This window comes from Burkholderia sp. Ac-20392, from assembly GCF_017104585.1.
Lineage (GTDB): Bacteria > Pseudomonadota > Gammaproteobacteria > Burkholderiales > Burkholderiaceae > Burkholderia > Burkholderia lata.
Genome location: NZ_JAAGPB010000207.1, coordinates 1 through 14249, shown reverse-complemented (window position 1 = coordinate 14249; position 14249 = coordinate 1). Strand labels below are relative to the sequence as shown.

Here is a 14249-nt window from a genome sequence, read left to right as displayed (position 1 = left end):
CGGCCCGTCGCATCGTTGAAGATCAGGATCGCGCTCGGCCTCGCATCGCCGGCGGCCTGCCGGACCGCGAGCGCGACCGTCGCGAGCGGGCCCGACGCGAGCCGCCGGTGGCCGTCGAAAGCCGTGTAGGAAGGAAGCAGTGTGGTGGTGGTCATCATGGTCGCCCGCAGGCTGGAATCAGAATGACGCTATTTTTATCCGGGTATAAATTGAATGTCAATATCATCCGGGTAAAAATACGACAGCGACAGTGGCGCGGCCCCCGCCCGATCGATTCAATTGCTGAATCGATCAAGTCAGCAATTGGCATGAAAGCGCAAATTTCGACATGACAGAATGGTCAGGACGCCCTGCCCACGGGCAACGGCGTCCGGCCTCCGGCCGGCAGCACCCACACGAATGGCGCGCATCGACGCGCCTGCCGCACGACGGCACCTTCCGCCCTTCGGAGGAGACAGTCATGAATCCGCTTCAAGCGCTGCCGGCGTCCGCGTCGGCAACGGCCCGGCGCACCCGCGTGCGCTGGCTGGTGCTGGCCGTCCTGTTCGCGGTCACGACGATCAACTACGCGGATCGCGCGGCGATCGCGATCGCCGGCCCGAGCCTCGCCCGTGCGCTGCACCTGAGCCACGTGCAGATCGGCTTCATCTTCTCCGCGTTCGGCTGGTCGTACGTGGTCGCGCAATTGCCGGGCGGCTGGCTGCTCGACCGCTACGGGTCGCGCATCGTCTATGCGTTCAGCATCTTCTTCTGGTCGCTGTTCACGCTGCTGCAGGGCTCGATCGGCTTCTTCGGCGGCGCGGCCGCGTTCGCGCTGCTGTTCGGGCTGCGCTTCCTGGTGGGCGCGGCCGAGGCGCCGTCGTTCCCGGCCAACAGCCGGATCGTGTCCGCGTGGTTCCCGGCCGCCGAACGCGGCACCGCGTCGGCAATCTTCAACGCCGCGCAGTACGCGGCGACCGTCGTGTTCGCGCCGCTGATGGGCTGGCTCGTGCACGCGTTCGGCTGGCAGTCGGTGTTCGCGGTGATGGGCGTGCTCGGCTTCGCGTTCGTCCTGGTGTGGAACCGCACGATGTACGACCCGAAGGACCACCCGAGCATCAACCGCGCGGAACTCGACTACCTCGCCGAAGGCGGCGCGCTCGTCAACATCGACCAGGCGACGGGCGGACGCGACGGCGGCCCGTCGATGCGCCACGTGAAGGCACTGCTGAAAAGCCGGATGCTGATCGGCGTGTACGTCGCGCAGTACTGCATCAACGCACTCACCTATTTCTTCATCACGTGGTTTCCCGTCTATCTCGTGCAGGCGCGCGGGATGTCGATCCTCAACGCGGGGCTCGTCGCGTCGATCCCGGCCGTGTGCGGGTTCCTCGGCGGGATTCTCGGCGGCGTCGTGTCCGACGGGCTGCTCAAGCAGGGCCGCTCGCTGTCGGTCGCGCGCAAGGTGCCGATCGTGTTCGGCATGCTGCTGTCGATGTCGATGATCGTCTGCAACTACACCGATTCGCACGTGCTCGTCGTGCTGTTCATGGCGCTGTCGTTCTTCGGCAAGGGGCTCGGCGCGCTCGGCTGGGCGGTCAACGCCGACACCGCGCCGCGCCAGATCGCGGGCCTGAGCGGCGCGCTGCTCAACACGTGCGGCAACCTCTCCAGCATCACGACGCCGATCGCGATCGGCTACATCGTCGACCGCAGCGGCTCGTTCAACGGCGCGCTGGTCTATGTCGTCGCGCACGCGCTCGTCGCCGTGATCTGCTACCTGTTCGTCGTCGGCGAGATCCGCCGCGTCGAGCTTCAATGAACGGCGCGGGACGCGCCGGCGCAGCCGGCGGCCCGTGCACCACCGGAACCAGGAGCGAACCGATGTCCGAATCCCGCCGTGCCGGCACCCCGCGCGTCACGCGCATGCAGGTGATTCCCGTCGCCGGCCGCGACAGCATGCTGCTCAACCTGTGCGGCGCGCATGCGCCGTACTTCACGCGCAACCTCGTGATCCTCGACGACAGCAGCGGACACACGGGCGTCGGCGAAGTGCCGGGCGGCGAAGGCATCCGCCACGCGCTCGAGCGCATGACGGATCTCGTGGTCGGCCAGTCGATCGGACGCTACCAGGCGACGCTCAACGCAGTGCGCGCGGCGCTGTCCGGCGCGGGCCCGGGTACGGGCCGCACGATCCGCCATGAGGTGACGTCGGCCGGCGAAGCAGCGGTGCTGCGCCAGCCGCACGAGATCAACCTGCGGCTCGACAACGTGATCACCGCGATCGAGGCCGCGCTGCTCGACCTGCTCGGCCAGCATCTCGACGTGCCGGTCGCGGCGCTGCTCGGTGAAGGGCAGCAGCGCGACGCGGTGCCGATGCTCGCTTATCTGTTCTATATCGGCGATCGCGGCCGCACCGACCTGCCGTATCGCGACGAGGCGCAGGCGCGCACGCCGTGGTTCCGGCTACGCAACGAGGAAGCGCTCACGCCGGCCGCGATCGCGCGGCAGGCCGAGGCTGCGGTCGAGCGCTACGGCTTCGCCGATTTCAAGCTGAAGGGCGGCGTGATGGCCGGCGCCGACGAGATGGAAGCGATCGCCGCGATCAAGGCGCGCTTTCCCGACGCACGTGCGACGCTCGACCCGAACGGCGCGTGGTCACTCGACGAGGCCGTCGCGCTGTGCCGCGGGCAAGGCCACCTGCTCGCGTACGCGGAGGATCCGTGCGGGCCGGAAGGCGGCTATTCGGGCCGCGAGGTGATGGCCGAATTCCGCCGCGCGACGGGAATCCCGACCGCGACCAACATGATCGCGACCGACTGGCGGCAGATGGATCATGCGGTGCGGCTGCAGGCGGTCGACATCCCGCTCGCCGACCCGCATTTCTGGACGATGCAGGGGTCGGTGCGGCTCGCGCAGCTGTGCCGCGACTGGGGGCTCACGTGGGGCTCGCACTCGAACAACCATTTCGACGTGTCGCTCGCGATGTTCACGCATGCGGCAGCGGCCGCGCCCGGCACGATCACCGCGATCGACACGCACTGGATCTGGCAGGAAGGCGATGCGCGGCTCACACGCGAGCCGCTGAAGATCGTCGGCGGCCAGGTGGCGGTGCCGGAGCGGCCGGGGCTCGGGATCGAGATCGACATGGTGCAGGTCGAGGCCGCGCATGCGTTGTACAAGGAAGTTGGCGGTACCGCGCGCGACGACGCGGTCGCGATGCGCTATCTCGTGCCGGGGTGGACTTACGATCCGAAGCGGCCGAGTTTCGGGCGAGGGTGAGGGTGAACGCGGGTAGCGACCGGTGGTTGCCAAACACCGGAAACGCCCGCATCCTGCTGGCTGCCTGAATCGGCCCGCAAGGCGAACGGTTCGGCGGCCCGTCTCCACCCGAAAAAGAACCGCCCGTCATGACGTCTTCCGATCCGACACCGCGACAGATCATCGTCTACGTCCTGTATTCGGTGCTGGGCCTGCCCGCGAGCATGACCGCCGCCGGCTATGTCGCGACCCTGATGACGCGGAACGTATCGAACTTCGAAGGTGGCGCCGGCTACGCGGCGCTCTGGTGGATCATCCTGCTGACCTGCGCGTTCTATGCGCTGTCGTTCGTCATCTTCGCACTGCTACGGAAAAGAACGGCGATTCTTGCGGTCATCACGGTAGCGTTCGCCGCGCTGTCGGTGCCGACGTTCAGGTTTATCCACGAGTTGCTGACCTAGCCGCCGTCTGTCGTCGTTCTATGGCGGCCGGGATTACTCGGCGGCTTCGCGGCCACGCTCAGTACGAGTAACCCTGGATGCCGTAGTTCGTATCGTGTCGACGCCCCCACCACGGCAGATAGGCGTTGTTTTCGCCGCGAGCGCGGAACCAGTCCCCGTTCGGGTTGATCGGCGTGAGCTTCGAAGGCGGCAGCACGACAACCGCAGTCGGGTAACCGGCATCCGTTGTACCGGCAACCAGTGCATTGCCGCCAAAGTGGTTGACCCGGCCGATCGCGAGCGCGATGTCCGTCAGCGCCGTGCCCGCACCCATGTCGCCAAGCAGCGCCGGCGTGTTGAAAACCTGCTTCGTGTAGTCGAATTCCGGCAGCGTTTCCGTGAGTGTCTGTGACAGCGAGGCGAGACGCGTCGACGCCACGTCGCTGCCCTTGCCTGCGTCGTGCACCACGAACTGGATGCTTGCAGGGTCGACGTTTGCGTTTTGAGCTGCCTGCGTGATCGTCGCCTTCCATGCCTGGACCGCACGCGTCGTGCCGGCCTTCGCCTCGTAGTCACTCACCTTGCCGGTCGCCGCCTTGCCGATCCATGCGAGTGGCTCACGGTCGGTCTTCAGATCCGGGCCGGCGAGGAACAGCACGGTGAGGTTCTCGTTCATCTGCTCGTCTTTGGGCGGAAAGCTGGGTGCGTCCCAGTTCATCACCCATACGCTTTCCTGCGGGTGCGTTTGCAGGTAGTCGAGCGCGGCGTTCAGTGACGTGAAGCCGGCATTTGCGCCGCCGACATGGATCTGAATGTCCGGCGGCGTGTCCTTGCTCCATAGATCGGGGAACTCCTTGTTTCCGATAGCAAACGCCGTGGTCATTTCCTTGCGTAGGTATGCGCGTGCTTCTTGCGGCGACAGTCGCGGGGGGATCGCGAATTCAATTCGGATACCAGCCAACTCCCGCCGGTGTCGCTTGTCGGATGGCTGGACCGTATAGAAATAGTGGCCATTCATCGCATACTTGTCATGGAACAGGACGAGGAGTTTGGAGACGTATTTTTCATAGAATCCGTCGAAACTTTCATCCCCACCGTTACCATCGGCAACAATCGCAACAGGTTTAACGGATGTAAAACTCTTTGGATCCGTTCTGACCATATCGTCGTTCTTGTTCGGTTTGACGAGGCCCATTGTCCAAAGCAGTTGCCATTCCGTCGGATAGTCGCGACGCTGCAGGGGATTGAGCCACTCCAGTCCCACGACTTGCGCGAGAAATGGTTTCTCCTGGACTGGCGTCGACGGTATCGGTGCGGAAGTGGGCGGTGCAGCCTCTGCGTTCGACGATGACCATGCCGTAGCGAATGCAAGAGCAACTATTCCCGCCAAGGCTTGCAGTCCTACCCATCGTGTCATCTGTTTGTACCGGTATCTGGCCCAACCCTGGGCACCGTTTGCATTGAATATCGCTTCACGCGAAACGCCGGCCAGTTCGACAACAGACAGAGAATCAAAATACGTTATCACACCCAGTTCAGGAAAGACCGGAGGTGGCGGCTGACGAAATGAGCACCGCGCCGCACGAGGTTTTATGACCATCGAACGACGCGGGCGCGCCCTCCACATCGAAACCGGCCTCGCCATCGATGATCACCACCTCGCCATGCAGCGGGCACGTGCAGCGATCGCCTTGACGGGCGACCGCGCGCCCCATGACTTCACTGTTCGAGGCGCCGGTCTCTACCCGGCCGCCATGGCTATGCACGTCCCCTACCCGAATAATGCCGCGCATGGATGCTCCTCAGTATGAGTAACCCTGGATGCCGTAATTCGTGTCGTGTCGACGCCCCCACCAGATGAGATACGCATTGTTCTCGCCGCGTGCGCGGAACCAGTCTCCGTCCGGGTTGATCGGCGTGAGCTTCGAAGGCGGTAGCACGACGACGGCAGTCGGGTGGCCAGCGTCCGTTGTACCGGCAACCAGTGCATTGCCGCCGAAATGGTTGATCCGGCCGATCGCGAGTGCGATGTCCGTCAGCGCCGTGCCTGCGCCCATGTCGCCAAGCAGCGCCGGCGTGTTGAAGACCTGCTTCGTGTAGTCAAATTCCGGCAGCGTTTCCGTGAGTGTCTGCGACAGCGAGGCGAGACGCGCCGACGCCGCGTCGCTACCCTTGCCGGCGTCGTGCACGACAAACTGGATGCTTGCGGGGTCGACGTTTGCGTTATGAGCAGCCTGCGTGATCGTCGCCTTCCATGCCTGGACCGCACGCGTGGTGCCAGCCTTCGCCTCGTAGTCACTCGCCTTGCCCGTCGCAGCCTTGCCGATCCATGCGAGCGGTTCACGCTCGGTTTTCAGATCGGGACCGGCGAGGAACAGCACGGTAAGGTTTTCGTTCGTCTGCGCATCTCTGGGTGGAAAGCTCGGCGCGTCCCAGTTCATCACCCACACGCTCTCCTGCGGATGCGCTTGCAGATAGTCGAGTGCAGCGTTCAGCGACGTGAATCCGGCATTTGCACCGCCGACATGGATCTGAATATCCGCAGGCAGATCCTTGCTCCATAGGTCCTTTGCGGACTTATTGCCAATTTCAAAATAATCCTTGATCTGATAGGCCAAATAGTCTTTCGCCTCCTTCGACCCAAGTCGCTGAGGTATCGCAAACTCGACACGAATACCCGCCAGCTCTCGCCATTGATTCGGGTCGTGTGGCTGGACCGTATAGAAATAGTGACCATTCATCACATATTTCTCAGCGAATAAGCCCAGAAACTTAGAGATATATTTTTCATAGAACCCGTCGAAACTTTCCGCTCCGTTGTTGCCATAGGCAACTCCAGCGACAGGGCGAACAGTACCGAACGCCTTGGGGTCCTTTCTGACCATATCGTCATTCTTGTTCGGCTTGACGAGCCCCAACGTCCACAACAATTGCCATTCCGTTGGATAGTCACGGCGTTGGAGAGGATTGAGCCATTCCAGACCGACCACCTGTGCGAGAAACGGCTTCTCCTGGACTGGCACAGAAGGTGTCGGCACGGAAACCGGCTGAGCAGCCTCCGCAGTCGAAGATGACCAAGCCGTGGCAAATGCAAAAACAGCGATCCCAGCCAGGGCCGGCAATCCAATCCATCGTGTCATTTCCTCTCCCATGCTTCGTGTCTGTGCGCCGTGACCAATCGCTTCGATAGCAACGACACCCATCACAAGTAGTACCCCAACCAATGCCAGTGCAAGGCGTCGTGACCGGGATGCAAACAGCGATCTCATGCGCCCCTCCCGATACCGAGCAACATCCCCCCCTGACGCTTGTCGTCTATCGATTCAGGCAGCGTCGCTTCGGGGTCTTTAAGCACCCAATCCTGCAAAAAGTCGCCATTCATCTTTCCTTTCTCGAAGTAAGCCGAATAAATCTTGTTCGGGTTGACCTTGTCCAGACTCTCACCGAATCTCCAGTCGGCCTCAATCCTGAACTGGTTCAATTGCTCATTCGAAATCCGACAGATGCCGATCGCAACATCGTACGTCAGTGCCAACCTGGCGTGCTTCGGATTGGTCATGATCGTCGAATGGTTCGTCGGGTTATTCACTGTTGCATCGAGGATCTGTACGATCTGCTTGTTTCGCCATTTCTGATACCCATCGGGCATCTGTGCATTGGGGCCAGCCTCACCAACGACCTCACCGTCCTTGACCCATTCCGGGTTGTTTTTGTGACGCGCCTCCATGCGCGCAATCGCGCGATCCTCATAACGCTGTGACGCCTCTGTGCTGGCATCCCCGTGCGGTGCCATCTCCGCAGCATGATCATCGTCGTCGGGTTTGTAAGTGTCGTACGGATCAGTCTTGTCGATGCTTGTCTTGTTCTTGTTACGCTGAGCCGCCACCGGATCGTTGTCCTCGTTGAAATCACTTTCCGCATTGCCATCCTTTACGCGCACGACTGCCCCATAGCGAATCGCCTGCGGGAAGAACGGCTCAGGCAGACCAGGGGCGTCGCAAATCACGTGCCAGCCCTCCTGCGTCTTGCCGCATTTCTTTGGCGGCTCAGCATTGACGCGCATCACTCCCAACGCCGATGTCGCCATCGTTACGATATACAGCACAGGGGCCACCGCAATGGTGCCGACCTTACCGTACCAGTTCGGGTTGCCCCGCAGTGCTTTGACCAGGCTGTATTTGGCCGGGGGCGACGTCGGATAAAAGAACAGGTCCGATGAGCCCTTGCCATAACGCCAATCGTCCTTCCACGTGTCGTAGGTCACGGGCTCCGCCTGACCGACCTGAAAATTGGTTGCGAAGACACGTTGCGTGAAAAGGCTCGAACCCTTGACGAGTTCAACCTCGTCCGGATGCAATCCTCGCCAGCCCATTCCCTGCACCGGAGCGGCGGAAATCACCTGGTCGTGCGGGCATGAATACAGCGTGACGCGGCCGTAGGTATGGTTCTGAACCCCGTACTGTTTCCGGTCGTTGTCCGGATCGTAAGCAGGCTTGCCGTCTTCGCCCGGCTTCATGTTTGCCATCGTCATACGGAGATCGAGCGGGTCGCGCTTGTCCTCGGCATCCTTGCTCTGCGCAATCAGTTCGAAGAACGCTTTCAGCGTCTTCGCCCGCGCCGGCGACTCCACGCGCCCACGGTTGCCGTGCTTGTCCTTGTCGTTGCGTTCAGTCCAGTCCTCCATAAAAGGCGAGTTGTCGCCTTCGATAGAACCGACGATCCCGTAGGGCGGATTGGCCAGCACATAAGTGTCGGCCACGCATCTCACGCCCGCATCCTTCGACAAGCGGTCTCCGAGGAACGCAGCTGCAATACCGACCATGTTGCCCTGGCTATGGCACACCACCGTGATTGGCACGTCCGCCTGTACCTTGCGAATGGAGCCGATGAGTTTTGCGAGACGCAACGCGCCCATTACGTTGTACATGCGCGGCGGTGTCTCGAAGAGCGGACGTTGCGTCGGATTGAGTCCCTGCACATTGATGAAGCCGAAGATCCGTGGATCAACACCAGCGTTCCATAAATCCGGCAGGCTACCGCAGCCGTTCGCAAAAGGTCCGCCACCCCAGTAGTTCTTTTCATTCAGGAAGATCGACTCGCCGTAGCGCTTCAGCTCCTCCTTGTTCGCTTTGTAACCCCAGCGGAAATGAATAACAGGCGAGAACGTATTTTCATCCGGTTGCATATACGTACCGGCCCACAACTGCGGGTTGATAAAACCATCGTCCGTCAGGCTCGCCGTGTAATGCATCGGACCCATCTGACCACCCTTCGGCCCGCAATGAGTCAAAAGATCGTCTTCGCGTCCAAGCCGCTTGTTCAACCCTTCGCACAGACCCTCTTCACCCGGCTCGAACCACTCCCCTTCCGAGTTGACCCCATGCACGAAAATCACGATGCCCGGCAACGGCATCTGCATCACGCACAGGTAGTCGGATTGGTTGAGCGTCACCACGCCATTACCGTTGGCGACCAGATAGCGATTCTGCGAATCGTCACCGCCCCCCGACGCCCCGCCGCCCGCAGGCGTACGCGGATCGAGACCGCCACCATCGCTCACTGCGGCCTGCGCCGGCGGATTGTTTTCAGATGCACCCGGACTAGCCGGTGCAGTATCGGCTGTGTCTGCCATGATTATTTTTATCCCCGGTCAGATCTTGTTCTTGAAGAAATTCACGACGAACGGTTCGAACTGGTTGCTCTGGATCGGAGCAAGCTTGCCCGCGGCATCGGACTGCCCCTTGATAACTTCGCCCGACGCTTTCGTGATCTCCGCCTGCATGCCCTCGACGGCCTGCCCATCGGTCGCCCGCACGAGCTTCGGCACGCGCCCGAGCGGCGCATGATCGAACTTCGGCATATCCGTGCTCATGCTCGCCGGCCCCTGCCACGAGTGCCCGGCCGACTTCACCGTGAAACTGCCCGGGCACCCCAGCTCGATATCGCTGCCGTGCAGTTTCAGGTACGCGCCGCCGGAGGTCGTGAAGACCACCTCTTCGCTCGCCATGCCCGCGAGCTTGCCGCCAGCCGCCGTGAACTGGATGTTCTTCGCGGAATCGATCTGCGTGTCGTCGTTCTGGCTCTGTAGCGTCACCTTGCCCTGATTCGCGATCGCCGATACGCCATCGCTGTGCGCGAACATCGCGACGCCGCGCCCGCCGTGCAGCGTGATGCGCTGCCCGCTGGTCAGCTGGACATGTTGCTGCGCGACCTGGTCGATGTTCTCGCCGGCGTAGGTCACGTGCGTCTTCGGCGTGATCGCAACCGAACCGGCTTGCGCGCCGAACGCCATCAGCGCCTGCGACCCGGCCGCATCGCCAGCGCCAGTGCCCGACGCGCCGCTGCCGGGTGTCCAGCCTTTGAACGCAGCCGCAACCGCCTGCTGGCCCGCCGTATCGGCGGCCTGTCCGCCATGCTGGCCTGCGTAGTCGCCCAGCGACTTGAACAACTCGGTGCACTCGCCGAGCAGTCGCAACAACTCGTCGCGATCGAGCTGCCCGCCGCTCGCTTGCGAGCGTGCGTAGGTCGTCAGCAGAATCCCCTGCGCGGCCCGCAGCGCGGCAGCCGCGTCGGTACGCAATTCCGCGCCCTCGCCACGGTCCTGGCCTCGGCCGTCCTGGCGAGGCTGCGTCAGGTACCCCAGATTCAGTTGAGAATGCGCGTGCTCGCTCGCCAGTTGGCTGGAAATCTGTCCCGGCGTATCGTCGAGACGCAGCTGGTTATACCGGCTCCCCTTGATTTCCTTGGTCTTGATCCCCGACACATAGCGGTTGCCGGGGAGATTGCCGATGTGGGTGAAGGCCGCCGGCGGATTCACGCCGTTGCTCAGCACGTTGATGATGACCAGCCGGTCCGGATCGCCGCCGAGGCTGCCGATCAGGACTTCCATCCCGACACGCGGCAGAAAGAGCGCGCCGAAGCTTCCACCCGCGAGACTCGCCCCGACACGGATCGGTGCGCTGTCGCCGGCATTGTCGTTCGTGCCCGCGCCCTGCGCGTGCGCATGATCCGCCGGATCGAGACCGTGGATCCGCACACGTACGCGGCCGTCGGCATCGCAGAACACTTCCTCGCCCTGCTGGCCGACGATCGTGCCGGTCAGCAGATGCACGGGCGGCAGGTCGATCTTCGGGTCGTATGCGGGCGCGAGCGGTACGCCACGCCGCACGCAGGTGAAATGATTCTCGTAGCGCGTGTCGGGTTCGGCCGCTGCGGCAGGCTGCTGCAATGGCGACGGATAAGCCAGGTGCCGGCTCGCGGCAAACAGCGCCTGCACGCGGTCGGTCAGCCCTTTCGGCAGATTGTTCCAGACGTCGTGGTCGATCGACGTGATCACGAACTGCCGCTGGTCGGAGGGCTGCATGTCCCGCTCGGGATCGCCGGTCAGCGTGATCCACGCACCGACGGCAAGGTCGCGTACGCTGCTCACGCCGTCGTAACGCTCGGCTTCGAACTGATGCGCGAGCATCCGGGCACGGGTGAGGCGCTCGTGATCGTTCCATGAGTCGCCCGCATGCGGGATGTCGATCGCGACATCGGTCAGCAATTGCGCCAGGTCGTTGCCGGCCTCGCCCTGATTGAGGCTCGTCGCGACCATCGACTCGTCGATACGCGCTTTCTTGTAATCCCACGACGGGCGGCCGACCTGGCCGGGCGTCAGACGCTGATGCAGCGCGAACAGCGTGACGGTGTCGCGCTCCTCGGTCGCGGCGTCGCGCGGATGCAGCCGCACCGTACCGGCCGGTGCCTGGGGCAGCGACATCGGATCGTCGCAGCACACGAGCGTATGCGCGGGCGTATCGTCGTGACTGTTGCCCTCGCCTTTGACCGGGCCGGCCTTGGCGAACACCGTGATGCCTTCGCGCCGCAACAGGCGGCGCACGAACTTCGCATCCGATTCGTTGACCTGGCGAGTCAGTTCGCGCGCCGGATATCGGTCGCGACTCAAGCCGGACAGGTCGAATTCGAACGCCGCTGCCAGTGCAGGGCTGCGCTGACGCCATTCGGTGAACAGCGTCGAGAGGATGTCGACGACGCTGCTCTGACGGAATACGCGGGAATTCGTGCGCTTGTCCATCAACGACAGGGCATCGCACACCGTCAGTTGGTACACGCACAGCTCGCCGTCGCTCTGGCCGATCTGCACGTCCTGGATGATCGCGTTGACGAAGTGCAGCTGCCCCCGATCGGTGACGAGCCGGATCGAGACGGGGACGCCGAGGAACAGCCGCGGCGGCAGGTTGTGGCGGGCCGACACGCAGGTCAGATGCCCGCGAATGCCGGTCATCAACCCTTCGTGCACGTGCGCATGCTGCAGCGCAAGCAAGTGCCCCAACGCGTCTTGCGCCTTGCCGAAATTCAAGGCGACCGGCCGACGGTTCCAGTCGACCACCCCCGATGCAAAGCTGCTTATTGTTTCGCTTATCGACACAGCCGTTCTCTCAATATTGTTGTCGACCTGTTGGCTTCGGCTTTGCGACGCGCGTCATGTCACGGTCACACTACCGATTTGTGACAGTGAGCATATCAAATTCACGGAAATATTTCGGTACCCTACGTGTATCCATGCCGGTTGCCGACACAATCTGACTAAAAATGACGGATTCCGGCGTCACGCGGGGAGGCGCCGGCCGCAGCCCGAGGGGATCGAGCGATTCGCGCGGAAAAACAAGCGGCTGAAGAGGAAGTCGACGAGGCAACGTGTACGCACGCCGATGTCGAGCAGAAAAGCAAAAAGCCGGCACGAAGCCGGCTTTTTGTTTGCGATGCATAAGGCTGTACGCCCGGGCGGAAACACAAGGCTGCACCCGGTGCAGCATTCCCTTTCCTGTCTCGAGACGATCGGGCCTTCGAATTCCGTTGGTGGAGCGGAGGAGGATCGAACTCCCGACCTTCGCATTGCGAACGCGACGCTCTCCCAGCTGAGCTACCGCCCCATCAGTCAACCATCATACACACGCATTTCTGCGCTTGGCAATAGGGGATGAATCGCCCCTGAAACCTTACTTTGACGGCGCGCCAGCCAGCACCCATTCGACCACCGAACGCACGTCGGCGTCGCTCATGCGCGGGTGCGCGGGCATCGGAATGGCGCCCCAGACGCCCGAGCCGCCCTCCTTCACCTTCTTCGACAGCTTTGCGACGGCCTGCGGATCGGCCTTGTAGCGCGCGGCGATATCCTTGAACGACGGGCCGACGAGCTTGCGGTCGACCGCGTGGCAGCCCATGCACGCGTTGCCGCGCGCGACCTTCAGGCCGTCGCCGACATCCGCGTGCGCGACGCCCAGCGCGCCCACCACGAGCGCCGCGGCCGCGGCGCCCTGCACCATCCACTGTTTCATCTGCTTCATCTGCATGTTCTTCATTGCGACGGGGCCTTCAGGTTGCCCGGGTGCACGTTCGACGAATTCGAGATCGGCGCGGGCGGCTGCAGCGGCGTGGACTGCACCGACGCGTCGGGCACGGCGCCCACCGTCGCGGTATCCGCCGGCGCAGCGGCCTGCGCACCGGACGCGCCGCTTGCGGGCGATGCGTCCTGCAGCGCCTGCGCGTCCTGCGGCTTCACGTACTGGAACACCTTCACGACCTTCTCGACGCCCGGCACCTGGCTGGCGGCTTCCGCACCGCGATTGCCCTCGTCGACCGTCACGAGCCCCATCAGGTAAAGGTTGCCGCGTTCGCTGACGACCTTGTAGTAGTTCGACGAGATGCCCTTCGTCGCGATCAGCTCGGACTTCACGCGCCCTTCGAGGTACGAGTCGTTCGCGCGCGACGACAGCGACGACGCCGGCTCGACCGACAGCTCGTTGACGATGCCGTTCACGTTGTTGATGCCGCGCACGATTTCCTCGGCGCGCTGCTTCGATGCATCGTTCGGCACTTCGCCGGTCAGCAGCACACGGCGGTTGAACACCGTCACGTTCACGTGCGACTGGTCGGGCAGCCCGTTGTTGATCTGCGTGAGCGACTTGACCTGGATCTCGCGATCCTCCGTCTGCGCGCCGAGCGTACGGCGATCGGTCGCGATCAGCGCGCCGCCACCGGCCGCTGCGCCCACGACCCCGAGTACACAACCTTGCAGCGACACGGCGAGGCCCGCCGTCAGCGCAGCGAGCAGCGTGGTTCTGACGAGCGTCTGTTTGACGCGGCTTTGATTCATCGACGGCTCTCCTTCGTTCAATCCTCACCCAGCAGCATCGCGTCGATGCCGTCGCACAGGCAGTGGATGGTCAGCAGATGGACTTCGTGGATGCGCGCCGCACGAACGGCGGGCACGCTGATCGGAATATCGGTATCGGACAGCGCAGCCGCGACCGCATGGTCGTCGCCACCCGTCAGCGCAACGACGGTCATCTCGCGCTCGTGCGCTTCGTCGATCGCCGCCAGCACACGCGGCGACGCGCCGGACGGGTCGAGCACCAGCAGGATGTCGCCGGTCTGGCCGAGCACGCGCACCTGCTGGGCGAACAGTTGCTCGGCGGATACCGCGCCCGCGAGGCCGCCCTGCGACGCGTCGGTGGCCAGCGCGATCGCGGGCAGGCCCGGGCGCTCGCGCTCGAAGCCGCCGAA

The 14249-nt window shown here is 63.3% G+C and carries 12 protein-coding genes and 1 tRNA gene; 3 read left to right on the top strand and 10 right to left on the bottom strand.

Going from position 1 to position 14249, the window contains the following annotated elements; genetic code table 11:
• On the bottom strand, nucleotides 1–155 hold a 155-nt coding region (locus tag G3N99_RS21775), incomplete at its 3' end, for a DUF2239 family protein (protein ID WP_206123443.1).
• Between the two features lie 305 nt (nucleotides 156–460).
• Here G3N99_RS21775 and G3N99_RS21770 point away from each other — a divergent pair.
• The 3 genes from G3N99_RS21770 to G3N99_RS21760 all read left to right on the top strand — a co-directional run bounded on the left by G3N99_RS21770 (nucleotide 461) and on the right by G3N99_RS21760 (nucleotide 3701).
• Entirely contained in the window at nucleotides 461–1801 is a 1341-nt protein-coding gene (locus G3N99_RS21770) for an MFS transporter (protein ID WP_174989512.1), read from the top strand.
• A gap of 62 nt (nucleotides 1802–1863) precedes the next feature.
• On the top strand, nucleotides 1864–3261 hold the full coding sequence (locus G3N99_RS21765; RefSeq protein WP_206123440.1) for an enolase C-terminal domain-like protein: 1398 nt from the start codon (nucleotides 1864–1866) through the stop codon (nucleotides 3259–3261).
• A gap of 128 nt (nucleotides 3262–3389) precedes the next feature.
• Nucleotides 3390–3701, top strand: coding sequence for a hypothetical protein (locus G3N99_RS21760; protein WP_206123439.1), 312 nt, complete (start codon nucleotides 3390–3392; stop codon nucleotides 3699–3701).
• Nucleotides 3702–3759: 58 nt separating this feature from the next.
• Here G3N99_RS21760 and G3N99_RS21755 read toward each other — a convergent pair whose 3' ends face one another.
• The 9 genes from G3N99_RS21755 to G3N99_RS21715 all read right to left on the bottom strand — a co-directional run.
• Complete coding sequence (locus G3N99_RS21755; RefSeq protein ID WP_206123442.1) at nucleotides 3760–5097, bottom strand: virulence factor; 1338 nt, start codon at nucleotides 5095–5097, stop codon at nucleotides 3760–3762.
• A 118-nt stretch (nucleotides 5098–5215) separates the two neighbouring features.
• The gene (locus G3N99_RS21750; RefSeq protein ID WP_124474185.1) at nucleotides 5216–5473 is read right to left on the bottom strand and encodes a PAAR domain-containing protein; all 258 of its coding nucleotides are present in this window, start codon (nucleotides 5471–5473) and stop codon (nucleotides 5216–5218) included.
• A 9-nt stretch (nucleotides 5474–5482) separates the two neighbouring features.
• Complete coding sequence (locus G3N99_RS21745; RefSeq protein WP_206123438.1) at nucleotides 5483–6949, bottom strand: virulence factor; 1467 nt, start codon at nucleotides 6947–6949, stop codon at nucleotides 5483–5485.
• On the bottom strand, nucleotides 6946–9312 hold the full coding sequence (locus tag G3N99_RS21740) for a hypothetical protein (RefSeq protein WP_241011785.1): 2367 nt from the start codon (nucleotides 9310–9312) through the stop codon (nucleotides 6946–6948). Before G3N99_RS21740 ends, G3N99_RS21745 begins: the two co-directional genes overlap by 4 nt.
• Nucleotides 9313–9330: 18 nt before the next feature.
• Complete coding sequence (locus G3N99_RS21735; RefSeq protein ID WP_206123437.1) at nucleotides 9331–12111, bottom strand: type VI secretion system Vgr family protein; 2781 nt, start codon at nucleotides 12109–12111, stop codon at nucleotides 9331–9333.
• A 429-nt stretch (nucleotides 12112–12540) separates the two neighbouring features.
• Nucleotides 12541–12616 (bottom strand) — tRNA-Ala (locus G3N99_RS21730).
• 66 nt (nucleotides 12617–12682) lie between these two features.
• The gene (locus G3N99_RS21725; RefSeq protein WP_174946373.1) at nucleotides 12683–13045 is read right to left on the bottom strand and encodes a c-type cytochrome; all 363 of its coding nucleotides are present in this window, start codon (nucleotides 13043–13045) and stop codon (nucleotides 12683–12685) included.
• Nucleotides 13042–13839: a BON domain-containing protein gene (locus tag G3N99_RS21720; RefSeq protein ID WP_206123436.1), complete on the bottom strand. Its 798-nt coding sequence runs from the start codon at nucleotides 13837–13839 to the stop codon at nucleotides 13042–13044. The genes G3N99_RS21725 and G3N99_RS21720 overlap by 4 nt, the downstream gene beginning before the upstream one ends.
• A 17-nt stretch (nucleotides 13840–13856) precedes the next feature.
• The coding region (locus G3N99_RS21715; protein ID WP_206123435.1) for an SIS domain-containing protein at nucleotides 13857–14249 on the bottom strand (393 nt) is incomplete at its 5' end.